Source organism: Citrobacter sp. FP75 (assembly GCF_018342065.1).
Lineage (GTDB): Bacteria > Pseudomonadota > Gammaproteobacteria > Enterobacterales > Enterobacteriaceae > Citrobacter.
The window spans coordinates 412,255-437,994 of sequence record NZ_JAFDOE010000004.1 but is presented as its reverse complement, the minus strand read 5'-3'; the positions used below and the strand labels follow the sequence as shown (position 1 = coordinate 437,994).

At 53.3% G+C, this 25,740-nt stretch carries 26 protein-coding genes and 1 other annotated feature; of the genes, 14 read left to right on the top strand and 12 right to left on the bottom strand.

Annotation, left to right across the window (positions count from 1 at the left end):
• Positions 1–125: 125 nt before the first annotated feature.
• The 6 genes from mnmE to JQ822_RS24665 all read right to left on the bottom strand — a co-directional run bounded on the left by mnmE (position 126) and on the right by JQ822_RS24665 (position 4,293).
• Positions 126–1,490: a tRNA uridine-5-carboxymethylaminomethyl(34) synthesis GTPase MnmE gene (mnmE, locus tag JQ822_RS16650; protein ID WP_213134392.1), complete on the bottom strand. Its 1,365-nt coding sequence runs from the start codon at positions 1,488–1,490 to the stop codon at positions 126–128.
• A 106-nt stretch (positions 1,491–1,596) separates the two neighbouring features.
• Positions 1,597–3,243 (bottom strand): membrane protein insertase YidC, encoded by a 1,647-nt coding sequence (yidC, locus tag JQ822_RS16645; protein WP_213134391.1) that lies wholly within the window; start codon positions 3,241–3,243, stop codon positions 1,597–1,599.
• Positions 3,244–3,245: 2 nt separating this feature from the next.
• Complete coding sequence (yidD, locus tag JQ822_RS16640) at positions 3,246–3,503, bottom strand: membrane protein insertion efficiency factor YidD (RefSeq protein ID WP_003023846.1); 258 nt, start codon at positions 3,501–3,503, stop codon at positions 3,246–3,248.
• Positions 3,467–3,826: a ribonuclease P protein component gene (gene rnpA / locus JQ822_RS16635; protein ID WP_003844432.1), complete on the bottom strand. Its 360-nt coding sequence runs from the start codon at positions 3,824–3,826 to the stop codon at positions 3,467–3,469. The genes yidD and rnpA overlap by 37 nt, the downstream gene beginning before the upstream one ends.
• A gap of 17 nt (positions 3,827–3,843) precedes the next feature.
• Entirely contained in the window at positions 3,844–3,984 is a 141-nt protein-coding gene (gene rpmH / locus JQ822_RS16630) for a 50S ribosomal protein L34 (RefSeq protein WP_003023858.1), read from the bottom strand.
• Between the two features lie 228 nt (positions 3,985–4,212).
• Positions 4,213–4,293, bottom strand: coding sequence for a hypothetical protein (locus JQ822_RS24665; RefSeq protein ID WP_418221920.1), 81 nt, complete (start codon positions 4,291–4,293; stop codon positions 4,213–4,215).
• A gap of 297 nt (positions 4,294–4,590) precedes the next feature.
• Between JQ822_RS24665 and dnaA the strand changes: the two genes are divergently transcribed.
• From dnaA to yidA, 5 genes are all read left to right on the top strand, one after another.
• Positions 4,591–5,994 carry a chromosomal replication initiator protein DnaA gene (dnaA, locus tag JQ822_RS16625; RefSeq protein WP_213134390.1) on the top strand — a complete coding sequence of 468 codons (1,404 nt, stop codon included), beginning with the start codon at positions 4,591–4,593 and terminating at the stop codon, positions 5,992–5,994.
• Between the two features lie 4 nt (positions 5,995–5,998).
• Positions 5,999–7,099 carry a DNA polymerase III subunit beta gene (gene dnaN, locus JQ822_RS16620; RefSeq protein WP_096758997.1) on the top strand — a complete coding sequence of 367 codons (1,101 nt, stop codon included), beginning with the start codon at positions 5,999–6,001 and terminating at the stop codon, positions 7,097–7,099.
• Positions 7,099–8,172: a DNA replication/repair protein RecF gene (gene recF / locus JQ822_RS16615; RefSeq protein WP_213134389.1), complete on the top strand. Its 1,074-nt coding sequence runs from the start codon at positions 7,099–7,101 to the stop codon at positions 8,170–8,172. Before dnaN ends, recF begins: the two co-directional genes overlap by 1 nt.
• 28 nt (positions 8,173–8,200) lie before the next feature.
• Positions 8,201–10,615 (top strand): DNA topoisomerase (ATP-hydrolyzing) subunit B, encoded by a 2,415-nt coding sequence (gyrB, locus tag JQ822_RS16610; protein WP_213134388.1) that lies wholly within the window; start codon positions 8,201–8,203, stop codon positions 10,613–10,615.
• Positions 10,616–10,773: 158 nt separating this feature from the next.
• Positions 10,774–11,586, top strand: a complete 813-nt coding sequence (gene yidA / locus JQ822_RS16605) for a sugar-phosphatase (RefSeq protein ID WP_213134387.1) — start codon at positions 10,774–10,776, stop codon at positions 11,584–11,586.
• A 40-nt stretch (positions 11,587–11,626) separates the two neighbouring features.
• On the opposite strand, the gene JQ822_RS16600 is transcribed toward yidA, so the two are convergent.
• Together JQ822_RS16600 and cbrA are read right to left on the bottom strand one after the other, a co-directional pair.
• Positions 11,627–12,280 carry a YidX family protein gene (locus JQ822_RS16600; protein WP_213134386.1) on the bottom strand — a complete coding sequence of 218 codons (654 nt, stop codon included), beginning with the start codon at positions 12,278–12,280 and terminating at the stop codon, positions 11,627–11,629.
• Position 12,281: 1 nt separating this feature from the next.
• Positions 12,282–13,427, bottom strand: coding sequence for a colicin M resistance lipid reductase CbrA (gene cbrA, locus JQ822_RS16595; protein WP_213134385.1), 1,146 nt, complete (start codon positions 13,425–13,427; stop codon positions 12,282–12,284).
• Between the two features lie 99 nt (positions 13,428–13,526).
• Between cbrA and JQ822_RS16590 the strand changes: the two genes are divergently transcribed.
• A complete protein-coding gene (locus JQ822_RS16590) occupies positions 13,527–14,753 on the top strand; it encodes a DUF3748 domain-containing protein (protein WP_213134384.1) in 1,227 nt (408 codons plus the stop codon).
• 1 nt (position 14,754) lies between these two features.
• On the opposite strand, the gene JQ822_RS16585 is transcribed toward JQ822_RS16590, so the two are convergent.
• Positions 14,755–15,087: a YceK/YidQ family lipoprotein gene (locus JQ822_RS16585; RefSeq protein ID WP_213134425.1), complete on the bottom strand. Its 333-nt coding sequence runs from the start codon at positions 15,085–15,087 to the stop codon at positions 14,755–14,757.
• Between the two features lie 240 nt (positions 15,088–15,327).
• Positions 15,328–15,400: a sequence feature (ROSE (Repression Of Heat Shock gene Expression) occurs in the 5'-region of heat shock genes and acts as an RNA thermometer to modulate expression.), on the top strand.
• Between JQ822_RS16585 and ibpA the strand changes: the two genes are divergently transcribed.
• From ibpA to JQ822_RS16555, 6 genes are all read left to right on the top strand, one after another.
• Positions 15,394–15,807 (top strand): small heat shock chaperone IbpA, encoded by a 414-nt coding sequence (ibpA, locus tag JQ822_RS16580; protein ID WP_045448945.1) that lies wholly within the window; start codon positions 15,394–15,396, stop codon positions 15,805–15,807. It overlaps the preceding feature by 7 nt.
• Before the next feature lie 93 nt (positions 15,808–15,900).
• Positions 15,901–16,329, top strand: coding sequence for a small heat shock chaperone IbpB (gene ibpB / locus JQ822_RS16575; RefSeq protein ID WP_135323804.1), 429 nt, complete (start codon positions 15,901–15,903; stop codon positions 16,327–16,329).
• A 124-nt stretch (positions 16,330–16,453) separates the two neighbouring features.
• Positions 16,454–18,115, top strand: coding sequence for a putative transporter (locus tag JQ822_RS16570; protein WP_213134383.1), 1,662 nt, complete (start codon positions 16,454–16,456; stop codon positions 18,113–18,115).
• 163 nt (positions 18,116–18,278) lie between these two features.
• Entirely contained in the window at positions 18,279–18,626 is a 348-nt protein-coding gene (locus tag JQ822_RS16565) for a YidH family protein (RefSeq protein ID WP_213134382.1), read from the top strand.
• Positions 18,616–18,978: a DUF202 domain-containing protein gene (locus tag JQ822_RS16560; RefSeq protein ID WP_213134381.1), complete on the top strand. Its 363-nt coding sequence runs from the start codon at positions 18,616–18,618 to the stop codon at positions 18,976–18,978. Before JQ822_RS16565 ends, JQ822_RS16560 begins: the two co-directional genes overlap by 11 nt.
• Positions 18,975–19,505 (top strand): radical SAM protein, encoded by a 531-nt coding sequence (locus tag JQ822_RS16555; protein WP_213134380.1) that lies wholly within the window; start codon positions 18,975–18,977, stop codon positions 19,503–19,505. The genes JQ822_RS16560 and JQ822_RS16555 overlap by 4 nt, the downstream gene beginning before the upstream one ends.
• Before the next feature lie 12 nt (positions 19,506–19,517).
• Here the strand turns inward: JQ822_RS16555 and dsdA are convergent, their stop codons facing one another.
• Complete coding sequence (dsdA, locus tag JQ822_RS16550; protein ID WP_213134379.1) at positions 19,518–20,840, bottom strand: D-serine ammonia-lyase; 1,323 nt, start codon at positions 20,838–20,840, stop codon at positions 19,518–19,520.
• Positions 20,841–20,857: 17 nt separating this feature from the next.
• Complete coding sequence (dsdX, locus tag JQ822_RS16545) at positions 20,858–22,195, bottom strand: D-serine transporter DsdX (protein ID WP_213134378.1); 1,338 nt, start codon at positions 22,193–22,195, stop codon at positions 20,858–20,860.
• 241 nt (positions 22,196–22,436) lie between these two features.
• Between dsdX and dsdC the strand changes: the two genes are divergently transcribed.
• Entirely contained in the window at positions 22,437–23,363 is a 927-nt protein-coding gene (dsdC, locus tag JQ822_RS16540) for a DNA-binding transcriptional regulator DsdC (RefSeq protein ID WP_213134424.1), read from the top strand.
• An 81-nt stretch (positions 23,364–23,444) separates the two neighbouring features.
• Positions 23,445–24,527, top strand: a complete 1,083-nt coding sequence (locus tag JQ822_RS16535; RefSeq protein WP_213134377.1) for a cellulase family glycosylhydrolase — start codon at positions 23,445–23,447, stop codon at positions 24,525–24,527.
• Here JQ822_RS16535 and emrD read toward each other — a convergent pair.
• Positions 24,454–25,638 (bottom strand): multidrug efflux MFS transporter EmrD, encoded by a 1,185-nt coding sequence (gene emrD / locus JQ822_RS16530; RefSeq protein ID WP_213134376.1) that lies wholly within the window; start codon positions 25,636–25,638, stop codon positions 24,454–24,456. The two genes, JQ822_RS16535 and emrD, sit on opposite strands and share 74 nt — an antisense overlap.
• Positions 25,639–25,740: the final 102 nt, after the last annotated feature.

Below are 25,740 nucleotides of genomic sequence, written 5' to 3'. Positions count from 1 at the left end.
GAGAGTCAGTAGCACGAGTTGCCATTCGGACAACAGTGATTTCCTGAGAGGAAATCTATTACTGCCTTAACCGGTACAGGGATCTTGTGAGCCCGGTAAGCATCGCGCCACCGGGCAACACAACGTTACTTACCTATACAGAAGCTGGAGAAAATCCGTCCCAGCAGGTCGTCGGAGGTAAATTCCCCGGTGATCTCACTGAGGTTCTGCTGCGCCAGGCGCAACTCTTCTGCCAGCAGCTCTCCGGCCCATGCACCCAACAGCTGAGCTTTGCCTTGCTGGAGATGCTCAGCCGCTTCTGCCAGTGCCTGCAGGTGACGACGGCGCGCCAGAAAGCCGCCTTCCATATTGGTTTCAAAGCCCATGCTCTGTTTGAGATGGTTACGCAGCACGTCCACTCCTTCACCAGTACGTGCGGAGAGGCGAACCAGTGAGTGGCCATTTACTTCGCTAAGGCCCAGCGTTTCGCCGGTGATGTCCGCTTTGTTGCGCACCACGGTGATCGGCAGCTTTGCAGGCAAACGCGCAATAAAATCAGGCCAGATGTCGGCAGGATCAACGGCATTGGTGGTAGTGCCATCCACCATAAACAACACGCGGTCGGCTTGTTCGATTTCCTGCCAGGCGCGTTCGATACCAATGCGTTCAACTTCATCGCTGGCATCGCGCAGACCGGCAGTGTCGATGATGTGCAGCGGCATACCGTCGATATGAATATGCTCACGCAATACGTCGCGAGTCGTCCCCGCAATGTCGGTCACAATCGCCGCCTCACGGCCTGCCAGCGCGTTCAGCAGGCTCGATTTCCCGGCGTTCGGGCGACCGGCAATGACTACCTTCATCCCTTCGCGTAGCAGACTGCCCTGACGCGCTTCGGCACGTACGGCATCAAGATCGGCCATCACGCTATTAAGTTGGGCTTCAATCTTGCCGTCAGAGAGGAAGTCTATTTCCTCATCCGGGAAGTCAATTGCTGCTTCCACGTAGATTCGCAAGTGAGTGAGTGCTTCCACAAGATGATTTACCCGCGCGGAAAATGCGCCCTGCAACGAATTCAGCGCCGAGCGAGCGGCTTGTTCTGAGCTGGCGTCGATCAGGTCGGCAATCGCTTCTGCCTGGGCTAAATCGAGCTTATCGTTAAGGAACGCGCGCTCTGAGAACTCACCGGGTCTGGCAATGCGCAGCCCGGGAATGGTCAGAATACGTTTTAACAGCAGATCAAGAATGACCGGACCACCGTGGCCCTGCAACTCTAAAACGTCTTCACCGGTAAAGGAGTTAGGGCCGGGGAACCACAGGGCAATCCCCTGATCCAGCGCGCTGCCATCGGCATCTTTAAACGGCAGATAGTCGGCATAACGCGGTTTTGGCAGTTTGCCCAGTACGGTTTCGGCGACCTCGCGGGCTTTGAGGCCGGAAATGCGCAGAATACCCACACCACCACGTCCCGGTGGGGTTGCCTGAGCGACGATGGTGTCGTTATGGCTCATGATATGTCTCTTCGTCATGCAATAAAAAAAGGCGGTCAAATGACCGCCCTTTACGTTATGTTCCGTTTGCCGGATGGCGGTTTCGCCTAATCCGGCCTACACCGAATCAGGAGTTTTTCTTCTCGCGGCTATGCAGGCCACGTTTCTCCAGACCACGGTAAATCAGCTGCTGCTGAATAATGGTTACCAGGTTGCTGACGATATAGTACAGCACCAGACCTGACGGGAACCACAGGAAGAACACGGTGAAGATGACCGGCATAAAGGTCATGATCTTCTGCTGCATCGGGTCGGTCACGGTGGTCGGAGACATCTTCTGAATGAAGAACATCGTCACGCCCATCAGGATCGGCAGGATGTAGTACGGGTCCTGTGCAGACAGGTCATGGATCCACAGAGCAAACGGCGCGTGACGCAGTTCAATGGAGCCCATCAGCATGTAGTACAACGCCAGGAAGATTGGCATCTGGATGATTAGCGGGAAGCAGCCGCCCAGCGGGTTAACCTTCTCAGCTTTGTACAGAGCCATCATTTCCTGGCTTTGACGCTGTTTGTCATCGCCCAGACGCTCACGCATTGCCTGAATCTTCGGCTGCAGCATACGCATCTTCGCCATGGAGGTGTACTGCGCTTTAGTCAGCGGGTACATGATGCCACGAACGATAAAGGTGATAACGATGATGGAGAAGCCCCAGTTACCCAGGAAGCTATGGATCCACTTCAGCAGTTTAAACAACGGCTGAGAGATGAACCACAACCAGCCGTAGTCCACGGTCAGATCCAGGTGCGGTGCAACGGCCGCCATTTTATCCTGAATTTCCGGGCCAACCCACAGGGTGCTGGTCATCGCGCTTGTCTGGCCTGGCTGAACCAGAACCGGCTGAGATTTATAGCCGATAGCGGCAATGCCGTTACCCAGATTTGCGGTATAGAAGTTATTGGTGCCGTCGTTACGCGGAACCCATGCCGTTGCGAAATACTGTTGCAGCATTGCAACCCAGCCGTCTTTAGCGTTGACGTTCAGGTTGTCGTTTTCAGCAATGGTGTCGAACTTGTATTTCTCATATTTCTCATCCGGCGTGGAGTACGCCGCGCCACGGAAGGTGTGCAGCGCAAAGTTGCTGCTACCGGTGTCGCGATGAGATGGCAGATTGATGGATTGCTTCAGCTGACCAAAGGTGGAGACTTCCAGCGGCTTCTCGCTGGCGTTCTGCACGCTGTAGTTAACGCTTACCGCATACTCACCACGCTTAAGGATAAACGTTTTGGTAAACGTGTTGCCTGCGGCGTCAGTATAGGTCATCGGGATCTGCAGTTCATTCTGACCGTCAGCCAGTACAAAAGCGTCTTTGTCGACGTTGTACAGCGGACGCGGGCCATTAGCCGGGTTATCCGGGCCGTCACGACCTGTCAGGCCACTCTGTGCCTGATAGATGAACTGTGGCGTGGTTTCCAGTAACTGGAACGGTTCGGTAGAACCGAGTTCTTTCGGGTAAGCTGGCAGTGAAGCCTGTTCCACATCACCACCACGGGTGTTGATGGTCAGATCAAGCACGTCAGTCTTAACCGTAATCAGTTTCCCCTGGCCACTGGCCGGTACGCCCTGGTCTGCGGCGCTACCCGCTGCGGTGGTCGTTGTCTGCGTGGTCTGCTGAGCCTGAGGTTGCGGATTTTTATCCTGCTCCCAAGCTTGCCAGATCATGAAAGACACGAACAGCAAAGCGATGACTAAAAGATTGCGTTGCGAATCCATCGTTAGTGTTCTCTGGTATCAAATGGTCCGGGCGGGACGGGATCGTCACCACCAGGGTGTAAAGGGTGGCATTTTAATACGCGTTTCACCGTCAACCAACTGCCTTTTATCACTCCAAACCTGCGCAATGCCTCAATTCCGTAGCTCGAACAGGTTGGAGTGAAACGGCAATGCGGCCCAAGCAGCGGACTGATCAGGCGTTGATAGACCCGAATGAGGGCTATCAGGACCCGCGAGCCAGGCGACAATGGCGACGCCATAATTTTTCCAACGCTTCCGAGAGAGCACGGTTATCGAGGTCGGCAACCCCTTTTTTAGCCACCACCACGAAATCCATTGCTGGAAGTTCGTGCTGACGTAAACGGAAGCTTTCACGCGTCAGGCGTTTAATCCTGTTGCGTTCATGCGCACGTTTAACATTTTTCTTGGCGACCGTGAGACCGATGCGGGGATGCCCCAGCGAATTCAGGCGGCCGAGGATGGTGATTTGCGGCGTGCCAGCCCGTTGTGGCTGCTGGAAGACGAATGTGAAATGAGTGGGAGTTAACAAACGTAACTCCCTGGGAAATGCGAGCTTAACCACTCAGGGGCTAGCTTTTATTACTTAGAAACGGTCAGACGAGAACGGCCTTTAGCACGACGACGTGCCAAAACCTGACGACCATTTTTATTAGCCATACGAGCACGGAAGCCGTGAGAACGGTTGCGCTTCAGTACAGACGGTTGAAAAGTGCGTTTCATGGCGATTTCTACCTAAACTTGAATAAATTCACTGACTTTTGCGTATACCCGAACGAATATCGAACGACTTACGCCACAGTGTGGGTGATTAAAGAGGCCGGATTGTAATAATTGTACACTCCAGAGTCAATTCTCTTTCCTTAATTCCCGCTTTTTTCCGCATGGATTCGCGTAAAAAACAGGCAGCGTTGACGCCGTGAGGCGACCATTACTCGCTGGGGGTAAGAATTATACGGGCTGGTGGATAAAGCGCAAGGATCGCACGGGATCTTTATTAGATCGTTTAAGCAGTAAAGCATCTTTACTCATTAATTTTTTCAATATGCGCGCGAAAACCTGCAGCACTTCTCCAGGATCGTTTACACTTAGCCGATTCTGGATCATCCTGTGGATAAATCGGGAAGAATCTGTGAGAAACAGAAGATCTCTCGCTCAGTTTAGGCTATGATCCGCGGTCCTGATCGTTTCAATGGATCCTGATCGGGCATATAACCGCAGACAGCGGTTCGCACGTCACCCTCATGCAGGGTCTTTTCGACGTGCGCCAACAATCATGAATGTTTCAGCCTTTGTCATTTATCGACTTTTGTTCGAGTGGAGTCCGCCGTGTCACTTTCGCTTTGGCAGCAGTGTCTTGCCCGATTGCAGGATGAGTTACCAGCCACAGAATTCAGTATGTGGATACGCCCGTTGCAGGCGGAACTGAGCGATAACACGCTGGCTTTGTATGCGCCAAACCGTTTTGTGCTCGATTGGGTAAGGGACAAATACCTTAATAATATTAATGGATTGCTGAATAATTTCTGCGGAGCAGATGCTCCACAACTGCGCTTTGAAGTCGGTACAAAACCTGTTACGCAAACGCTGAAGACGCCGGTGAATAACGTTGTGGCGCCTGCGTATGTGACGCAACAAGTTCAGCCGCAACGTGCCGCACCGGTTGCGCGTCCTGGTTGGGATAACGTCCCGGCCCCGGCCGAACCGACCTATCGCTCTAACGTCAACGTCAAACACACGTTTGATAACTTCGTTGAAGGTAAATCTAACCAACTGGCGCGCGCGGCGGCACGTCAGGTGGCGGACAATCCTGGCGGAGCCTACAATCCTTTATTCCTTTATGGCGGCACCGGTTTGGGTAAAACCCACCTGTTGCACGCTGTCGGTAACGGGATTATGGCGCGCAAGCCGAATGCGAAAGTGGTGTATATGCACTCTGAGCGTTTTGTACAGGACATGGTTAAAGCCCTACAAAACAATGCGATCGAAGAGTTTAAACGCTACTACCGTTCCGTTGATGCGCTGCTGATTGACGATATTCAATTCTTTGCTAATAAAGAACGATCCCAGGAAGAGTTTTTCCACACCTTTAATGCCCTGTTGGAAGGTAATCAACAGATCATCCTGACGTCGGATCGCTATCCGAAGGAGATCAACGGCGTTGAAGATCGCCTGAAATCCCGCTTCGGCTGGGGGCTGACCGTCGCGATCGAACCGCCTGAACTGGAAACACGCGTTGCGATCCTGATGAAAAAAGCCGACGAAAACGACATTCGTCTGCCGGGTGAAGTGGCGTTCTTTATTGCCAAGCGTCTACGCTCTAACGTGCGTGAACTGGAAGGTGCACTGAACCGCGTGATCGCCAACGCCAACTTTACTGGCCGCGCGATAACGATCGATTTTGTGCGTGAAGCGCTGCGCGATCTGCTGGCATTGCAGGAAAAACTGGTCACCATCGACAATATTCAGAAGACGGTGGCGGAGTATTACAAAATCAAAATTGCGGATCTGCTTTCCAAGCGTCGATCTCGCTCGGTAGCTCGTCCGCGTCAGATGGCGATGGCGCTGGCAAAAGAGCTCACCAACCACAGTCTGCCGGAAATTGGCGACGCGTTTGGTGGGCGTGACCATACTACCGTGCTTCATGCCTGTCGCAAGATTGAGCAGTTGCGTGAAGAAAGCCATGATATTAAAGAAGATTTCTCCAATTTAATCAGAACATTATCTTCGTGACGCTATGAAATTTACCGTTGAACGTGAACATTTATTAAAACCGCTTCAGCAGGTCAGCGGCCCGCTGGGTGGTCGTCCTACGCTGCCGATCCTCGGAAACCTGTTGCTACAGGTTGCGGATGGAACGCTTTCTCTGACCGGTACCGATCTTGAGATGGAGATGGTGGCACGCGTGGCGCTGATCCAGCCTCATGAACCTGGTGCTACCACCGTCCCGGCGCGTAAATTCTTCGACATTTGTCGTGGGCTGCCGGAAGGTGCGGAAATTGCTGTCCAGTTGGAAGGTGACCGCATGCTGGTGCGCTCTGGTCGCAGCCGTTTCTCGCTGTCCACGCTACCTGCCGCCGACTTCCCAAATCTGGATGACTGGCAGAGCGAAGTCGAATTCACGCTGCCGCAGGCGACGATGAAGCGTCTGATTGAAGCCACGCAGTTTTCAATGGCGCATCAGGATGTGCGTTATTACTTAAACGGCATGCTGTTTGAAACCGAAGGCGAAGAACTGCGTACCGTCGCGACCGACGGTCACCGCCTGGCGGTGTGCTCAATGCCGGTTGGACAATCGCTGCCCAGCCATTCGGTGATCGTGCCGCGTAAAGGCGTGATTGAACTGATGCGTATGCTCGACGGCGGCGACAACCCGCTGCGCGTGCAGATCGGCAGCAACAACATCCGTGCGCACGTGGGTGACTTTATCTTTACCTCTAAGCTGGTTGATGGACGTTTCCCGGATTACCGTCGCGTCCTGCCGAAGAACCCGGACAAACATCTGGAAGCGGGCTGCGATATCCTTAAGCAGGCGTTTGCTCGTGCGGCCATTCTCTCTAATGAGAAATTCCGCGGTGTGCGTCTGTACGTCAGCGAAAACCAGCTCAAAATTACGGCCAACAACCCGGAGCAGGAAGAAGCGGAAGAGATCCTCGACGTCACCTACCCAGGGACTGAAATGGAAATCGGCTTCAACGTTAGCTACGTGCTGGATGTACTGAACGCACTGAAGTGCGAAAACGTCCGTATTATGCTGACCGACTCTGTTTCCAGCGTCCAGATTGAAGATGCAGCCAGCCAGAGCGCGGCTTATGTTGTTATGCCAATGAGATTGTAATGTCGCTCACCCGCTTGTTGATCCGCGACTTTCGCAATATCGAAAGCGCGGATCTCGCTTTATCTCCCGGCTTTAACTTCCTGGTAGGCGCTAATGGCAGCGGCAAAACCAGCGTGCTGGAAGCTATTTATACGCTTGGCCACGGTCGGGCGTTTCGCAGTTTGCAGATTGGCCGCGTTATTCGCCATGAGCAGGAGTCGTTTGTACTGCACGGGCGTTTACAGGGAGCCGAGCGCGAGACATCGATTGGCCTGACTAAAGACAAGCTGGGTGACAGCAAAGTGCGTATTGACGGCACAGACGGTCACAAGGTTGCCGAACTGGCGCACCTGATGCCGATGCAGCTGATCACGCCTGAGGGGTTTACTTTACTCAACGGCGGCCCCAAATACAGAAGAGCGTTCCTTGACTGGGGATGCTTTCACAATGAAGCCGGATTCTTTACCGCCTGGAGTAACCTTAAGCGGTTGCTCAAGCAGCGCAATGCCGCGCTGCGCCAGGTGAGTCGTTATGAGCAACTGCGTCCGTGGGATAAAGAACTTATCCCGCTGGCGGAACAAATCAGCACCTGGCGCGCGGAGTACAGCGCCGGTATCGCGCAGGATATGGCGGATACCTGCCAGCAGTTTCTTCCCGAGTTTTCTCTCTCCTTCTCTTTCCAGCGCGGCTGGGAGAAAGAGAGCGACTACGCTGAGGTGCTGGAACGCAGTTTTGAACGCGATCGCATGTTGACCTACACCGCACACGGCCCGCATAAAGCGGATTTCCGCATACGCGCCGACGGTGCGCCGGTGGAAGACACGTTATCGCGTGGGCAGTTAAAACTGCTGATGTGCGCCTTACGTCTGGCGCAAGGGGAGTTCCTGACTCGCGAAAGCGGACGGCGCTGCCTGTACCTGATAGATGATTTTGCCTCTGAACTGGATGATGCGCGTCGCGGACTGTTGGCCAGCCGCTTAAAAGCCACGCAATCTCAGGTCTTTGTCAGCGCAATTAGCGCTGAACACGTAATGGACATGTCGGACAAAAATTCGAAGATGTTCACCGTGGAAAAGGGTAAAATAACGGATTAACCCAAGATAAAATGAGCGAGAAACGTTGATGTCGAATTCTTATGACTCCTCCAGTATCAAAGTCCTGAAAGGACTGGATGCGGTGCGTAAGCGCCCGGGTATGTATATCGGCGACACGGATGACGGCACCGGTCTACACCACATGGTATTCGAGGTGGTAGATAACGCTATCGACGAAGCGCTCGCGGGTCACTGTAAAGATATCGTGGTGACGATTCACGCTGATAACTCCGTGTCCGTTACCGATGATGGCCGTGGTATCCCAACCGGTATCCACCCGGAAGAGGGCGTGTCGGCGGCGGAAGTTATCATGACCGTACTGCACGCAGGCGGTAAATTCGATGATAACTCCTATAAAGTGTCCGGTGGTCTGCACGGCGTGGGTGTTTCCGTGGTTAACGCTCTGTCGCAGAAGCTGGAGCTGGTGATTCGTCGCGAAGGCAAAGTGCATCAGCAAACTTACGTGCACGGCGTGCCGCAGGCTCCGCTGGCCGTTACAGGCGAGACTGAAGCGACCGGTACCCAGGTGCGTTTCTGGCCAAGCCATGAAACCTTTACCAATGTCGTTGAGTTCGAATATGAGATTCTGGCTAAACGTCTGCGCGAGCTGTCATTCCTGAACTCCGGTGTATCTATCCGCCTGCGCGACAAGCGCGACGGCAAAGAAGATCATTTCCACTATGAAGGCGGCATCAAGGCGTTTGTTGAATACCTCAACAAGAACAAAACGCCGATCCACCCGAATATCTTCTATTTCTCCACCGAAAAAGACGGTATTGGCGTTGAAGTTGCGCTGCAGTGGAACGATGGTTTCCAGGAAAATATCTACTGCTTCACTAACAACATTCCGCAGCGTGATGGCGGCACTCACCTTGCAGGCTTCCGTGCGGCGATGACTCGTACTCTGAACGCCTACATGGACAAAGAAGGCTACAGTAAAAAAGCGAAAGTCAGCGCCACCGGTGATGATGCGCGTGAAGGCCTGATTGCTGTCGTTTCCGTGAAAGTGCCGGATCCGAAGTTCTCCTCACAGACCAAAGACAAGCTGGTCTCCTCTGAGGTGAAAACGGCGGTTGAACAGCAGATGAACGAACTGCTGAGCGAATACCTGCTGGAAAACCCGTCTGACGCTAAAATTGTCGTCGGCAAAATTATTGATGCTGCGCGTGCCCGTGAAGCAGCGCGTCGCGCACGTGAAATGACCCGCCGCAAAGGCGCGCTGGACTTAGCAGGTCTGCCGGGCAAACTGGCGGACTGTCAGGAACGCGATCCGGCCCACTCTGAACTGTACCTGGTGGAAGGGGACTCAGCGGGCGGCTCTGCGAAGCAGGGGCGTAACCGTAAGAACCAGGCGATTCTGCCGCTGAAGGGTAAAATCCTCAACGTTGAGAAAGCACGCTTCGACAAGATGCTCTCTTCTCAGGAAGTGGCGACGCTGATTACCGCGCTGGGCTGCGGCATCGGTCGCGACGAGTACAACCCGGATAAACTGCGCTATCACAGCATCATCATCATGACCGATGCGGACGTCGATGGCTCGCACATCCGTACGCTGCTGTTGACCTTCTTCTATCGTCAGATGCCGGAAATCGTTGAACGCGGCCACGTCTACATTGCGCAGCCACCGCTGTACAAAGTGAAGAAAGGCAAGCAGGAACAGTACATCAAAGACGATGAAGCGATGGATCAGTACCAGATCTCTATCGCCCTTGATGGTGCCACGCTGCACACCAATGCCCACGCTCCGGCGCTGGCGGGTGAAGCGCTGGAAAAACTGGTTTCTGAGTACAACGCCACGCAGAAAATGATTGGTCGTATGGAACGCCGCTTCCCGCGCTCGCTGCTGAAGGAACTGGTTTACCAACCGACGCTGGCTGAAGCCGATCTCGCTGATGAAGCGAAAGTCACGGCCTGGGTTTCCCAGCTGGTTAACGTGCTGAATGAAAACGAAATGCACGGCAGCACCTGGAACAGCTTTGTGCGTAAAGACGCTGAACTGAACCTGTTCGAACCGGTGATCCGCGTGCGTACCCACGGTGTTGATACCGATTATCCGCTGGAGCATGAGTTTGTGACCGGTGGCGAATACCGTCGTATCTGCACGCTGGGTGAGAAACTGCGTGGCCTGATCGAAGACGATGCGTTTATCGAACGTGGCGAGCGTCGTCAGCCGGTTGCCAGCTTCGAGCAGGCGCTGGACTGGCTGGTGAAAGAGTCCCGTCGTGGTCTGTCTATTCAGCGTTATAAAGGTCTGGGTGAAATGAACCCGGATCAGCTGTGGGAAACCACCATGGATCCGGAAAGCCGTCGCATGCTGCGTGTGACCGTGAAAGATGCGATTGCCGCCGATCAGCTGTTCACAACGTTGATGGGCGACGCCGTTGAACCACGTCGTGCGTTTATCGAAGAGAACGCCCTGAAAGCGGCGAACATCGATATCTAATCGGCTAGTCGTAAAATCTGCCCGGTTGTTTGCGCAACCGGGTATTTTTTTGCCTGCAAAAGGGGCATCCGGTTTCCTTTTCTATCCCCCTTTTCGTTGCTGTTTTTTGAGCGGAATCGCGTTAGCATGAGTATGGACTCATTTAATCCGGGGAACTCATGGCTATCAAACTTATTGCTATCGACATGGATGGCACACTTCTGCTGCCCGATCACACCATTTCACCTGCGGTCAAAACGGCGATTGCCGCGGCGCGTGCGCGTGGGGTAAATGTAGTGCTGACCACGGGGCGTCCGTATGCCGGCGTCCACAGCTACCTGAAAGAACTTCACATGGAACAACCCGGTGACTACTGCATTACCTACAACGGTGCGCTGGTACAGAAAGCAGGGGATGGCAGTACCGTGGCGCAAACCGCGCTGAGTTATGATGATTATCGTTACCTGGAACAACTCTCCCGGGAAGTCGGTTCACACTTCCACGCCCTCGATCGCAATACGCTGTATACCGCCAACCGCGATATCAGTTACTACACGGTGCATGAATCGTTTATCGCGACCATTCCGCTGGTGTTCTGTGAAGCCGAGAAAATGGATCCGACAACCCAGTTCCTGAAAGTGATGATGATTGACGAGCCGGAAATTCTCGATAAAGCCATCTCGCGCATACCTGCAGAAGTAAAAGAGAAGTACACGGTGCTGAAGAGTGCGCCGTACTTCCTTGAAATCCTGGATAAACGCGTCAATAAAGGCACGGGTGTAAAATCGCTGGCCGATGCGCTGGGCATTAAAGCCGAAGAAGTCATGGCGATTGGCGATCAGGAAAACGACATCGCGATGATTGAATACGCGGGTGTGGGTGTGGCAATGGACAACGCCATTCCCTCAGTAAAAGAAATCGCCAACTTTGTGACCAAATCCAACCTTGAAGATGGCGTTGCGTATGCCATTGAGAAGTTTGCGCTGAAATAAGGCGTTATGGGCAAATGCTTTGCCGCATTTGCCCATTAAATTACTTATTAGCTATGACGCTGAGCGCTATTATCTGCAATGGCGATGTTACGATATCCAGAGTGATAGTGATGGGCAGCAGTGCGTTTGTGAGGCCTTCCGGCATCCCTGAGGTTTTATATTCGTAAAAACCAACGGTAAATGGATGATAAAATGTGAGCACCTGTGAGTAATCCTGTGTGGTGCTTTTCTTATGAATTGTCCCTTGCAAATTGTATAGTTTCTTCGTGCAATTTTGCGCTGTGCAATAAAAACCGTAGCCTGTGAGCACCTGCTTAACTTCCTGAGTTTCTCCGGTGTATTTGAGTGTTAATACGCCTTCAAATGTCTTTTTATTACTGCTGATGATGAATTCGGCGATATCAACAGCCTGTAAATTATGGCGATCGATTTGCGGATCTTGCAGCAGTTTCACCACACTTTCGGCGCCACTGGTCAGCAGATAATCAAACGTTTTACCGACAAAGACATAGCCTTCATTACCGTCATTATCTTTACCCGAAGATAAGCCGATAATGGAATCTGCTCTCCACCTTTCCTTCGTTGTTTGTGGATTGCTATTCGCGATCAGCATGATGCTAAAACATCCTGTTAGCATAGTGCTAAGTAATGACACGACCAAGGCTTTTACCAGTCCGCTATAATTAATCTTCAATTTAATCCCTTAAAAAAACGCGCAATAATATCATTGCCATACTACGCGGTTTATCACGCCTTTCTTTCGCTGGCGGGCGACTTTCAGATTTTGCCAAGGGAATATGCGCCACGCCGCTCTGCATTATCCATTTACGGGAAAACGCTGACGTGAGTGCCCGGCTTTTCAGGATTTTGCCATACAGTTTTAGACGTATTTTACGGGTAGCTTTGCGGTAAGCGAGATTCATATCAGGCGCATCCCGCAGCAGTACAGATTTGAGGATTTCCGCGCTATCCAGCGCATAGCTAATCCCTTCCAGTGAACTGGCGCTGATAAATCCAGCCGCTTCGCCAATTAAAAACGCGTTATCCTCACCGCAGACGAAGTCTTTCCAGCGTGACGGGAACAGCACCGTACATTTTTCGCTTTTCACTGGTTTGCCGAACTGGAAATGGAACGCTTCCATCTTAGATTTCAATGCGTCAAAGCGTGCCTGCCCATCCTTCATCGGATAGGCGCCACCGAAGATAAAATAACCGTCTTTGCTGATGCTCCATGAATAGCAGTCAGTTGCGTCATTATCAAAAATACAGGAATAGAACGGGACGGGATGCTTTTCCGCAAACCATTGTTGAATAGCGACATATTTACGGATTTGGTGCTGGGGATAGAGATGACGGCGTACCAGTGAATTGGCACCATCGGCACCCACCAGATAACGTGCGGTGATCTGCTGCTCCCAACCGTCGGCGCGGAATATCACGTGCCATTTATCTCCCTCGCGCCAGATTTTCCGACACAGGCTGTCGTGGTACACCTGCACATCGGCGGGAATAAGAGATTTAAGCCATAAATCAAAAGCATGGCGGTTGATGTTAATGTAGCTGCGCTGGTAGTTACGCGTCAAAGAGGCGGCAACATCAACCGTTTTAACGCTAAATATCTGTGGGTTGGCGATGACATCAACGGGCAAGGTTATCCCGTCGCGGATAAACGAGCGCTGGGCATCCGGGGCCAACAGACCACCGCAGGGTTTGGTGAAGCCTTCATTCCCGCACTGGCGTTTTTTATCCAGCGCGATCACGCGCATTTTCCCGCTCAACTGTCGCGCCAGCGCCGCACCCGCCGGGCCTAAACCGATAATCGCCACATCAAAATGTTCCATCTTTGCGCCCGTAATAACTGAGATGGGCATACGCTAAAGCCTGAAAGTGAAGTCCTTGTGAAGTATGATTGCTGAAATCGTCTCGTATCAGGACATCCCATGAAGCAAATCACTTTTACGCCGCGTAATCATCAGCTTACTAATATCAATACCTGGACCCCGGACAGCCAGTGGCTGGTTTTTGATGTTCGTCCTTCCGGCGCATCGTTTACCGGTGAGACGATTGAACGCGTCAATATTCACACCGGCGAGGTGGAGGTGATTTATCGCGCGGCGCAGGAGGCGCACGTCGGCGTGGTGACCGTTCATCCAAAGTCTGAAAAATATGTGTTCATTCATGGCCCAGAAAACCCAGATGAAACATGGCATTACGACTTCCATCATCGGCGTGGTGTCATTGCTACGCACACAGAGGTAGCGAATCTGGACTCGATGGATATTACCGCCCCGTACACGCCTGGCGCGCTGCGCGGCGGCAGCCATGTGCATGTTTTTAGCCCGAATGGTGAATTTGTTAGCTTCACCTATAACGATCATGTGTTGCGTGAGCGTTCCCCGGCACTGGATTTACGTAACGTTGGCGTGGCTACGCCTTATGGCCCGGTGACGGTGTCCGTTCAGCATCCGCGCGAGTACAGCGGGAGTCACTGGTGCGTACTGGTGAGTAAGACGACGCCCTCACCGCAGCCGGGCAGCGATGAGATTAACCGCGCCTATGAAGAAGGCTGGGTGGGGGATCATGCGCTGGCATTTATCGGTGATACCTTGTCGGCAAACGGGGAGAAGGTTCCTGAGTTGTTTATTGTCGATCTGCCGCAAGATGAAAATGGCTGGAAGCGGCCGGGTGATGCACCGCTGGAAGGCAGCGAATCGACAATGCCAGCGCCGCCGTCTGGTGTCGTTCAGCGCCGCCTGACGTTTACCCATGATCGTGCTTTCCCTGGGCTGGTGAATCAGCCGCGCCACTGGGTGCGCTGTGATCCAAAGGCATCTGAGATTGCGTTTTTAATGCGTGATGATAGCGGTATTGTGCAGCTATGGCTGATTTCTGTGCTGGGCGGTGCTCCGCGCCAACTGACTCGCTGTACGACTGATATTCAGTCAGCGTTTAACTGGCATCCGTCGGGTCAATGGCTGGGATTTGTGCTGGAAAACAGAATTGCCTGCTGCAATGCGCAGACGGGAGAGATTGATTTTTTGACGGAGAATCATAAAGCTCCGCCGTCCGCAGATGCGATCGTCTTTTCGCCTGATGGGCAGCAGGTTGCATGGATGGAAGATGTCGAGGGTTTCCGCCAGCTATGGGTGACAGAAACCGGGCGCTAACTTAAGGGGCAGGCATTTTGGCTGGGGGGATCACGTTGTTTGTGGCTTGCGTGCTCTCCTCACTTCTTTCTACGCGCGATCTCACCGAGCTATCGGTGCGAAATAAATCCCACGGAAGCAGCAGCGTATCCAGCACGGCGGTAAACGGCATATCAAGAATGGCCAGCGACTTCGTTCCCCAGTTTGTATCGCTTTCGCTTATCATCGTGGCGCTGGCACGCGTGCCGGGATACGTCCCCTCTTTGCCTCCGGTGTGTGACATGACGCTGGAACAGCCGCTCACGAAAACCATCCCGCTGCACATCATCAGTGTTAACAACATTTTTTTTATCATCATTTATTCATCTGTTAAACATCGGTGTTTGCATGGTGAGTTATAGCGATCCGTTGCGAAAAATAACATCACCATTCTGTCGCACTGTGGCGGCTATCGCACTCTAACGATAACAACTGTCCCCCCAGTGTATGCAATAGACAACAAACTGCAAAAAAAGTCAGATGAATACGCTTGAAAAGTTTGTATTAAGACCCATTTTTAGGGTGTAGACAAATGAAGGGCACGCCTGATGGGTGTCCTGGCTACCTGACCTGTCCATGATGGAAGGTCCAACATTCTCGCTGATTTCAGGAGCTATTGATTATGCGTAACTTTGACTTATCTCCGTTATACCGTTCTGCAATTGGTTTTGATCGCCTGTTTAACCTGCTGGAAAGCAATCAGAGCCAGAGTAATGGCGGCTACCCTCCGTATAACGTCGAGCTGGTAGACGAAAACCATTACCGCATTGCGATTGCCGTTGCGGGCTTTGCTGAAAGTGAGCTGGAAATTACCGCCCAGGACAATCTGCTGGTAGTAAAAGGCGCTCACGCGGACGAGCAAAAAGAACGTACTTACCTGTATCAGGGCATTGCCGAGCGCAACTTTGAACGCAAGTTCCAGTTGGCGGAGAACATTCATGTTCGCGGTGCAAACCTGGTGAACGGTCTGCTGTACATCGAACTTGAGCGCGTGATTCCGGAAGCGAACAAACCGCGCCGCATCGAAATAAACTAATTCAGTGGGCCGCTTCAGGCGGCCCTGCTAAGCAATCGGCTTGCCGTCAGGGAGCCGAAAGGTACTTACTCGCTTCTTAGAAGGAGAATGAATATGCGTAACTACGATTTGTCCCCATTGCTGCGTCAATGGATCGGTTTTGACAAACTGGCCAATGCACTGCAAAACACCGGCGAAAGCCAGAGCTTCCCACCCTATAACATCGAAAAAAGCGACGATAACCACTATCGCATTACGCTTGCGTTAGCCGGTTTCCGTCAGGAAGATCTGGATATTCAGCTGGAAGGCACGCGTCTGACGGTGAAAGGTACGCCGGAGCAGCCTGAAAAAGAGACCAAGTGGCTGCATCAGGGGCTGGTGACTCAATCCTTCAGCCTGAGCTTTACTCTGGCTGAAAATATGGAAGTCTCCGGCGCGAGCTTTACCAATGGGTTGCTGCACATAGATTTAATTCGCAACGAGCCAGAAACGGTCCCGCCGCAGCGGATCGCCATCAGCGAACGTCCCGCATTAAATAGCTAAATAGCTCCATGCCTTTGCCCCGCCAGAAATGACGGGGCTTTTTTGTGCTTTACCACCCATACATTGCGCCTGTACTCTGCCAGAATCCATTTACTTAATGATGTTATTCACAGGGAACAGAATAATGAGTGATATAGCATTGACGGTCAGCGTTCTGGCGTTGGTGGCGGTTGTCGGGTTATGGATCGGCAACATTAAAGTCCGGGGTGTGGGTTTTGGCATCGGGGGCGTGCTGTTCGGCGGAATTATTGTCGGGCATTTTGTCGATCAGGCTGGGATGACCCTGAGCGGCGATATGCTGCATTTTATTCAGGAATTTGGCCTGATTCTCTTTGTGTACACCATCGGTATTCAGGTGGGGCCTGGCTTCTTCGCATCACTGCGCGTTTCGGGCTTGCGCCTGAATATGTTCGCCGTGTTGATTGTCATTATGGGTGGCCTGGTTACCGCGCTGCTACATAAGATTTTTGCCATTCCTCTTCCCGTGGTGCTGGGTATATTCTCCGGTGCGGTAACCAATACCCCGGCGCTGGGCGCAGGGCAGCAAATTCTGCGCGATCTGGGTACGCCAATGGATGTCGTGGATCAGATGGGGATGAGCTACGCCATGGCTTATCCTTTTGGCATTTGCGGTATTTTGCTCACCATGTGGCTGATGCGTCTTATATTCCGCGTCAACGTCGAGGCAGAAGCGCAGCAGCACGAGTCAACGCGGACCAACGGGCAGGCGCTGATCCAGACAATGAACATCCGTGTTGAAAATCCGAACCTGAATAATATGGCAATTCAGGACGTCCCCATTCTGAACAGCGATAAAATCATCTGCTCTCGCCTGAAGCGGGAAGAGACATTGATGGTGCCGTCGCCGGGAACGATTATTCAGATGGGCGATCTGCTCCATCTGGTCGGGCAGCCCGCTGATCTGCACAATGCGCAGGTGGTAATTGGTCAGGAAGTCGATACTTCACTGTCGACGCGAGGCACGGATTTGCGCGTCGAGCGTGTGGTGGTGACCAACGAACAGGTACTGGGTAAACGGATCCGTGACCTGCACTTTAAAGAGCGCTACGACGTTGTTATCTCGCGTCTGAACCGTGCGGGCGTAGAGTTGGTTGCCAGCAGCGACGCCAGCCTGCAGTTTGGCGATATCCTCAACCTGGTGGGGCGACCCTCATCCATCGATGCCGTCGCGAATGTTGTTGGCAACGCGCAGCAAAAACTGCAACAAGTACAGATGTTGCCGGTATTTATCGGTATCGGGCTTGGCGTTTTGCTGGGTTCTATTCCGCTGTTTATACCCGGCTTCCCGGTGGCGTTAAAGCTGGGGCTGGCCGGCGGGCCGCTGATTATGGCGCTGATACTTGGGCGTATTGGCAGTATCGGTAAGCTGTACTGGTTTATGCCGCCGAGCGCTAACCTGGCGCTGCGTGAACTGGGGATTGTGCTCTTTCTTGCGGTGGTTGGCCTGAAATCGGGTGGTGATTTTGTTGATACACTCACCCAGGGAGATGGTCTGAGCTGGGTGGGCTACGGCATTTTCATCACTGCCGTTCCGCTGATTACCGTCGGTCTGCTGGCGCGCCTTCTCACCAAAATGAACTACCTGACGCTGTGCGGAATGCTGGCCGGCTCAATGACCGATCCCCCTGCGCTGGCATTTGCCAATAACCTGCATGCCACCAGCGGGGCGGCTGCGCTCTCCTACGCCACTGTTTATCCACTGGTAATGTTCCTGAGGATTATCACCCCACAACTGCTGGCGGTGATTTTTTGGGGAATGGGTTAACGACTCATTTATAGGCCGGGTATGCAATGAGCGTATCCGGCCTACAGAGATGCCTCTCTTTTCCCGCCCCCATCACATTAAGCTGCCTTACGTTTGAGAATCCGGTTCATACTCCTTTACTGTTTCGGTATAACCGACTAGCAACAATATTGAAGGAGTTGTAATGAAAATTTCCCGTCTCGGGGAAGCACCCGATTACCGCTTCTCGCTGGCAAATGAGCGTACCTTTCTGGCGTGGATCCGTACCGCGCTGGGATTTCTGGCGGCGGGTGTGGGCCTCGACCAACTGGCACCGGATTTCGCCACGCCGGTCATTCGTGAGCTGTTGGCGCTGCTGCTGTGTATGCTTGCGGGCGGCCTGGCGATTTACGGTTATCTACGCTGGCTGCGTAACGAAAAGGCGATGCGCCTGAAAGAGGATTTGCCCTACACCCATAGCCTTTTAATCATCAGCCTGATTTTGCTGATGGTTGCTGTGATTGTCATGGGACTGGTGCTGTATGCCGGGTAGCCGTAAATCGCGACGTATCGTTGACCCAGGGTTACAACCTGAGCGCACATCGCTGGCCTGGTTTCGCACGTTGTTGGGCTATGGCGCGCTAATGGCACTGGCGCTAAAACATAATTGGCATCAGGCGGGATTACTGTTCTGGACCTCTATTGTCGTGTTGGCGATTGTGGCGATTATTCTCTGGCGCTATACCCGTAGCCGTAATCTGATGGATGTCACTCATAGCGATTTTTCTGAATCTCGCGCGGTGCGTGACAAATTTATGATCTCCCTCGCGGTGTTATCCCTCGCAATACTGTTTGCTGTAACCCACATTCGCCAACTTATCGTATATATCGGGGATTTTGCATGACAGGCAGTAAGGACATGGAGGTTAGTGAAAGGAGAATTAAGGTTGTGGTTGATCGGCAAAAAAGTCTGCAACCGGTTGAGTTATATCGTAATTTACAGCAGAACGGTATTCGTTCAGTACAGTTTGTTCCCATGGTTGAATGTGATGAAAACGGTTATCTGAACGCTGAGTCTGTTACGTCAGAAGATTGGGGACGGTTTTTAAAAGCGGTGTTTGATATCTGGGTTCGTGAGGATATTACCCGAGTCTCCGTGCAGCTTTTTGATAACACGCTGAACCAGTGGTGCGGTCGACCAGGGCATATCGATCGACAAGAGATTTCACCGTTGAGTGCGCGCTGCCAGGCGTGCTCCCTGCTGCAATTCTACCGTGGTGACTGCCCTGCGCTTTGTCATGATAGCGGGAGGAGTGGGTTATGCGCGGGATATCAAGCCTTCTTTAATCACTCATCACCGCATATGCGCGTGATGCGCGATCTGATCAAACAGCATCGCTCACCGGCAGAACTGATGGCGATGCTGCGTTAAGATCAACGGCGTTTAGCGTCCTTTCGCCAGATACTTCGCCATTTCGGCTTCCGGTACCATGCCGCCGCCGGTGGCCCAAACCAGATGGGTGGCGTTAGTAAGCTGTTCCGCGCTGAATCCGTGCATCTGCTGATAATCCGTAGAGGCACAAACGCGCTGAGGTCCAGCCATACCCGCCAGCGCCGACGGCTCCAGACGAATCCCTTCTTCCTGCGCCAGCCAGCCCAGCATGTCGTACATCGTCTGGTCATCAAGTGTGTACAGACCATCAAGCAGACGCTCCATTGCCCGACCAACAAAGCCCGATGCACGACCGACCGCCAACCCATCTGCCGCCGTCAGGTTGTCGATACCAATGTCCTGCACGGAAATCGTATCGTGCAACCCGGTGTAAATCCCCAGCAGCATACACGGTGAGTGGGTCGGTTCTGCGAAGAAGCAGTGCACGTTGTCACCAAACGCCAGCTTCAGGCCAAACGCCACGCCGCCAGGGCCGCCGCCGACGCCGCACGGCAAGTAGACAAACAGCGGATGGTCGGCATCCACTACGCGCCCCTGCTGCGCGAACTGCGCCTTCAGACGTTGCCCGGCGACCGCATAACCTAAAAACAAAGTGCGCGAGTTTTCATCGTCGATAAAGAAGCAGTTGGGATCGGACTGTGCCGCCTTGCGCCCCTGTTCAACCGCCACACCGTAATCTTCTTCGTACTCCACCACTGTGACGCCGTGACTGCGCAGTGTGGCTTTTTTCCATGCGCGGGCGTCAGCCGACATATGCACTGTCACCTTAAAGCCAATGCGTGCGCTCATGATGCCAATCGACATCCCGAGGTTGCCGGTCGAGCCGACCGCGATGCTGTACTGGCTGAAGAACTGTTTGAACTCAGGCGAAAGCAGAACGCTGTAATCGTCTTCCGTGGTCAGCAGGCCGGCTGCCAGCGCCAGCTTTTCGGCGTGGGTCAGCACTTCATAAATACCGCCGCGGGCTTTAATCGAGCCGGAAATCGGCAGGTGGCTGTCTTTTTTGAGCAGTATTTCACCGTTGATGTGCTGTCCGAACTCTTTTTCCAGTCGTTTTTGCATAGCCGGAATAGCGGCCAGCTCAGATTCGATAATCCCGCCGGTGGCAGCGGTTTCCGGGAATGCTTTTGCCAGATATGGCGCAAAGCGAGCCAGTCGGGCGTGAGCATCCTGAACGTCGTGATCCGTCAGGCCAACATAGGGTAAACCTGCCGCAAGAGAGGTGGTGCCCGGGTTAAACCAGGTCGTTTCTTTGAGAGCAACCAGATCTTCCACTAAAGGATGCTGGGCGATAAGTGTTTGAATGTTTTCCATAGTCAGTCTCTTCGCGCTTAGATAATAAAGGAAAGCAGGAATGTGCAAGCCAGTGCAATAACGGACGCGATAAATGTCGCGGTCGTATAATATTTAAAGGTCTCATTCAGGGTAGCGCCACAGTATTGCTTCACCAGCCAGAAGAGGGAATCTGTGACGATCGTGCAGCCAATAGCGCCGGAACCGATGGCAATGGCGATGATCTCCGGGCTGACGTTGGGATAGAGCGGCAGCATCGGTGCCACAATCGCCGTTGCGCCCATCATGGCCACCGTGGCAGAGCCCACCGCAGCATGCAGGATTAACGCCACCAGCCAGGCCAGCAGAATCGGGTGCATATGCATGTTGGAGAGGATCAGCGCCAGGGTATCCGCCAGTCCGCTGCTCTTGAGGATAGCGTTGAATGCGCCACCTGCGCCGATAATCAGCAGAATGTTAGCAATGGAGCCAAAACCGTTTTCGGTGTGGGTCAGCAGTGCCCCCATGCCGATGTGCTGGCGCAAGCCGAGAATGTAATAGGCAACAAATACGGCGATGAACATGGCGGTGATCGGGTTGCCGATAAACTCCAGCAGCGTGTACATCGTGCCGCCTTTATCCATGTTCAGCTCAGCGACAGTTTTCACCAGCATCAGGCCAATCGGCAGCAGTACGGTAAACAGCGTTGCGCCGAGCGACGGCAGTGTACTTTCGTCGCGAACTTTAAGATCGGAAAATTCAGCCGGCACCGGTTTAAACGGCAGACGGTTACCGAGAAATTTCAGGTACAGCGGCCCACCGATCAGCGAGGCCATCAATCCCACCAGTAAACCGTAGACAATCACGGTACCAATATCCGCGCCCAGCTTGTTCGCCACGAACAGGGCCGCTGGATGCGGTGGGACGACGCAGTGCACCGCCATCAGCGCGGTACACAGCGGGATCGCCAGCTTCAGTAACGAGGTATTGGTTTTTTTGGCGATAGAGAATGCCAGCGGAATCAACAACACCACGCCAACCTCAACAAACAGCGTGATCCCGCAAATCAGCCCGACCAGCACCATAATGACGTCGGCGGAAAGCCAGCGACAGCGCTGGAGCGTCAGGCCGATGCGTTCTGCCGCGCCGGACACTTCCATCATTTTGCCAAGGATAGTCCCGAGGCCGATAACCGCAGCGAGGAAGCCCAGCGTACCGCCGATGCCACTCTCAATGGCATTGACCATATCCAGCGGCCCCATGCCCATCATCGTCCCCACGAAGAAGCTGGCTAACAGCAGCGCCAGAAACGGGTGGAATTTGAACTTCACGATGGTCAAAACGATCAACACGATGCTTATCAGCAGCGTGCTCACAACCCAGATTTGAGAGTGCATAACTCACCTTGCCCTGTGATTAACCTGACTTTATAGCCTGGGTCTATTGGACAAAAATAAGGCACGTTCTGACAAACGATATAAATCCTCTTTCACATGAGTCAGATTGAATCAAATGGGTGATTTACGTCTAATAATGGCTGGATAATGCGACATGATTCACTCTGATTCATCTTTATGCTGATTTTTACCGCAGATCTTTTTACACTTCGACGAAAGATTCAGGATGACAGAGGTGAGTATGGATCCCCTGCGCGAGGTTAGAAATCGGCTGCTCAATGGCTGGCAGCTGTCAAAGCTCTATACTTTTGAAGTGGCGGCTCGCCACCAGTCGTTTGCGCTGGCGGCAGATGAACTGTCATTAAGTCCCAGCGCCGTCAGCCACCGTATTAATCAGCTGGAAGAGGAGTTGGGCATCCAGCTGTTTGTCCGCTCGCACCGTAAGGTGGAGCTGACTCACGAGGGTAAACGGGTGTTCTGGGCGCTGAAATCATCGCTGGATACGCTCAATCAGGAAATCCTCGACATCAAAAATCAGGAGCTGTCCGGAACGCTGACCGTGTACTCGCGGCCCTCTATTGCCCAGTGCTGGCTGGTTCCGGCGCTCGGCGATTTTACCCGCCGCTATCCGTCAATTTCGCTGACCATGCTAACCGGCAACGACAACGTCAATCTGCAACGTGCCGGAGTTGACCTGGCTATCTATTTTGACGATGCGCCTTCGGCGCAGCTCACGCATCATTTTCTGATGGATGAAGCGATACTGCCGGTATGCAGCCCGGATTATGCCCGCCGCTATGACCTTACCGGTTCGCTGGTGAATTTGCCGCACTGCACGTTGCTGCACGACAGGCAGGCATGGAGTAATGATTCAGGTACGGATGAATGGCACAGCTGGGCGCAGCATTTTGCGGTAAATTTGCCGACATCATCTGGCATTGGCTTCGATCGTTCTGATTTAGCAGTGATTGCGGCGATGAACCATATCGGCGTGGCGATGGGGCGCAAACGGCTGGTACAAAAACGCCTCGACAGCGGCGAGTTGGTCGCTCCCTTTGGCGATATGGCGCTGAAATGTCATCAGCACTATTACATCACCACGCTACCCGGCAGGCAGTGGCCGAAAATCGAGGCGTTTATTAGCTGGCTGCAGGAGCAGGTAAAATAATCGAGGCAAGCCTGGAATATTTTTACGCTTTCTCTCTACACCCGGCGTCAGAAATCATGCTAAATACGTGAATAACACCTGATGATTTTCTTAAGGACCACCGTGTTAAAGCCGCTTATTTCCCTCTTACTGGCCGCCAGCGCCACCGTCTATGCGGCACAGCCACCGCTGACGGCGGCGCACTATGTGCAGCAACTGGGCGTAGGGATGGACGTTGACTGGGCGCGCACCGAACGGGGCATCCGCGAGTTCGATCCGCTGGTGGTGCGAGATTTTCAGGCGAAGGGGATCGGTCATGTGCGTATTCGCGTTGCCGGAGAGCCAACAGAAGCAAGGCTTATCCATCTGCGTAAGCTGGTGGAAGCCTGCGAGCAGTATGGCGTGATCCCGATTATTGCGTATCAGGCGGATGAGTATAAAAAAGACCCCAGTGCCAGCAATGAAAAAGAGGTGGTCAACTGGTGGGTGGCGGTGGCGCATTACTTTGGTCAAGATTCGCCGTTATTGGGCTTTGACCTGATCTACGAACCAGCCGATAAGCTTAATCACAATCTGGCGTCACTCAATCGGGTGTACGACAAAACGATTCGCATGATTCACGCCATCGATCCCCAGCGCATGGTTTTTGTCGCACCACGCCTGCGCGCCGCGCCGGAGGATTTGTCGAGCCTGAAGCTGCCGCCGCAAAGTCAGAACAGCGTGCTGGCCGAGTGGCATATCTTTCCATGGGGGCCGCTGAAAAATAACGGCAAGTACCCGTGGACGTCGGGTACGGCAGCAGAAAAGGCGGCTATACGCGCCCGAATAAATGGCGTTGTTCACTGGCAGCAGAAAACGGGACATGTGAGTTGGGTCGGCGGATGGGCACCGGGTGAGACGATCAAAAATGCGCCTTCTGCTTCACAGATGGCGTTTGCCCGCTTTATGGCGTGTGAGCTGAATAAAGCAAAAATTCCCTATGCTATCAATGCAGATACGCAGTTTTATGATGGTGAGGAAGGGGCCTGGCGTCCGGCGCTGGAGCCGTTACTGAATACGATGATTACGCCTGAATGTGAACAGCCCGGCGTAAAACCGGGCCATCACATACTTAAACCGCCTGTTCCTGATGAGACACGCGTGACGCCAGCGGCAACCAGCACACCAGAATTAGCACACCCATAAGGGTCATCAACAGTCCCAGACTGGCCTGCCCGGTCTGTGGCAGCATCGCGGAGAGCCACGCCAGCACGCCAGAACCAATATTTTGCAATCCACCCACCAGCGCCCCGGCGGTACCGGCCAGGAACGGGAAAGGCTCCATTGCACCGCTGGTGGCGAGCGGGAACAGCATTCCGGCACCGAAGAAGAACAGCGCGGCGGGAACGAGCAGCGTCCAGACGTTCATCACGTCAAACAGGCCGGGGATCCACATCATCAAACCGGCAGACAGACAGCAGATAACCGACTGCCACATCAGCGTCGAGAAACGCTTGTTCGGTCGACCGGCAAACCACGCGCCGAAAAACGCCGCCGGGATGGGCAGAATAAACAGAATACTGACCACCATGCTGCTTAAACCCAGTCTTGCGCCCAACAATACCCCGGAGCATGCCTCAAAGACCGCAACACCCGCCAGGCCGCCGATCAGCATCAGCACGTAACAGGTGAAAGAGCTGTTGCCAAACAGGGTTTTGTAGCTGGCGATAAGCCGTGGACGCGGCGCACCCGCAGGGCGCGTTTCCGGCATCCAGCGCGCCATGCTAAACGTCACGCCCGCACACAGAATCAACAGGAAAATATAGCAGGCACGCCAGTTCCACATCGTATCCAGCACACCGCCAATCAGCGGCGCCAGCAGAGGGCTGACAAGAATACCCATGTTTAACAAACTGTTAGCGTGGCGTAACTGAGTACCTTCATACAGATCGCGCGGTAAAGTTCGCGCCATCACACCGCCGACGCCCGTTCCCATCCCCTGAATCGCGCTGGCGATAATCAGTACCGTCAGGCTATGGGTGGTGATGGCAACCAGCGTGGCCAGCATAAAAATAGACATCCCGGTGAGGATCACCGGACGGCGCCCTACGCGGTCTGAAAGGGGGCCGTAAACCAATTGCGACAAGCCGTAGGTCAGCAGGTAAGCTGCCATTACGCTTTGTACCGCCCCTTCGCGAACGTTGAGTTCACGCGCCATATCGGCAATGGCGGGGATATAAATGGTTTGTGCCATCTGGCCTACCGCCACCAGGAGTACCAACATCAACAACAAATTGACGCTTCTATGCCTTTTCATTTCGCTGATTACTTTTAAAAAAGAGAAAAAATAAGAATAAGATTCTGCACTTTCCCGTAAATGCGCGTGGAATCTACCACATTAAAAAAAGAAGGCCATATT

Excerpts from the sequence above, each read along its gene's own strand:
- JQ822_RS16590 (WP_213134384.1), top strand. The coding sequence starts at position 13,527 with ATGAAGCAAATCACTTTTACGCCGCGTAATCATCAGCTTACTAATATC.
- JQ822_RS16570 (WP_213134383.1), top strand. The coding sequence starts at position 16,454 with ATGAGTGATATAGCATTGACGGTCAGCGTTCTGGCGTTGGTGGCGGTT.
- rpmH (WP_003023858.1), bottom strand. The coding sequence starts at position 3,984 with ATGAAACGCACTTTTCAACCGTCTGTACTGAAGCGCAACCGTTCTCAC.
- JQ822_RS24665 (WP_418221920.1), bottom strand. The coding sequence starts at position 4,293 with ATGAGTAAAGATGCTTTACTGCTTAAACGATCTAATAAAGATCCCGTG.
- JQ822_RS16560 (WP_213134381.1), top strand. The coding sequence starts at position 18,616 with ATGCCGGGTAGCCGTAAATCGCGACGTATCGTTGACCCAGGGTTACAA.
- yidD (WP_003023846.1), bottom strand. The coding sequence starts at position 3,503 with ATGGCGTCGCCATTGTCGCCTGGCTCGCGGGTCCTGATAGCCCTCATT.
- emrD (WP_213134376.1), bottom strand. The coding sequence starts at position 25,638 with ATGAAAAGGCATAGAAGCGTCAATTTGTTGTTGATGTTGGTACTCCTG.
- dsdC (WP_213134424.1), top strand. The coding sequence starts at position 22,437 with ATGGATCCCCTGCGCGAGGTTAGAAATCGGCTGCTCAATGGCTGGCAG.
- gyrB (WP_213134388.1), top strand. The coding sequence starts at position 8,201 with ATGTCGAATTCTTATGACTCCTCCAGTATCAAAGTCCTGAAAGGACTG.
- yidC (WP_213134391.1), bottom strand. The coding sequence starts at position 3,243 with ATGGATTCGCAACGCAATCTTTTAGTCATCGCTTTGCTGTTCGTGTCT.
- JQ822_RS16535 (WP_213134377.1), top strand. The coding sequence starts at position 23,445 with ATGATTTTCTTAAGGACCACCGTGTTAAAGCCGCTTATTTCCCTCTTA.
- ibpA (WP_045448945.1), top strand. The coding sequence starts at position 15,394 with ATGCGTAACTTTGACTTATCTCCGTTATACCGTTCTGCAATTGGTTTT.
- recF (WP_213134389.1), top strand. The coding sequence starts at position 7,099 with ATGTCGCTCACCCGCTTGTTGATCCGCGACTTTCGCAATATCGAAAGC.
- ibpB (WP_135323804.1), top strand. The coding sequence starts at position 15,901 with ATGCGTAACTACGATTTGTCCCCATTGCTGCGTCAATGGATCGGTTTT.
- mnmE (WP_213134392.1), bottom strand. The coding sequence starts at position 1,490 with ATGAGCCATAACGACACCATCGTCGCTCAGGCAACCCCACCGGGACGT.
- dsdX (WP_213134378.1), bottom strand. The coding sequence starts at position 22,195 with ATGCACTCTCAAATCTGGGTTGTGAGCACGCTGCTGATAAGCATCGTG.
- JQ822_RS16555 (WP_213134380.1), top strand. The coding sequence starts at position 18,975 with ATGACAGGCAGTAAGGACATGGAGGTTAGTGAAAGGAGAATTAAGGTT.
- dnaN (WP_096758997.1), top strand. The coding sequence starts at position 5,999 with ATGAAATTTACCGTTGAACGTGAACATTTATTAAAACCGCTTCAGCAG.
- dsdA (WP_213134379.1), bottom strand. The coding sequence starts at position 20,840 with ATGGAAAACATTCAAACACTTATCGCCCAGCATCCTTTAGTGGAAGAT.
- cbrA (WP_213134385.1), bottom strand. The coding sequence starts at position 13,427 with ATGGAACATTTTGATGTGGCGATTATCGGTTTAGGCCCGGCGGGTGCG.
- yidA (WP_213134387.1), top strand. The coding sequence starts at position 10,774 with ATGGCTATCAAACTTATTGCTATCGACATGGATGGCACACTTCTGCTG.
- JQ822_RS16585 (WP_213134425.1), bottom strand. The coding sequence starts at position 15,087 with ATGATAAAAAAAATGTTGTTAACACTGATGATGTGCAGCGGGATGGTT.
- JQ822_RS16565 (WP_213134382.1), top strand. The coding sequence starts at position 18,279 with ATGAAAATTTCCCGTCTCGGGGAAGCACCCGATTACCGCTTCTCGCTG.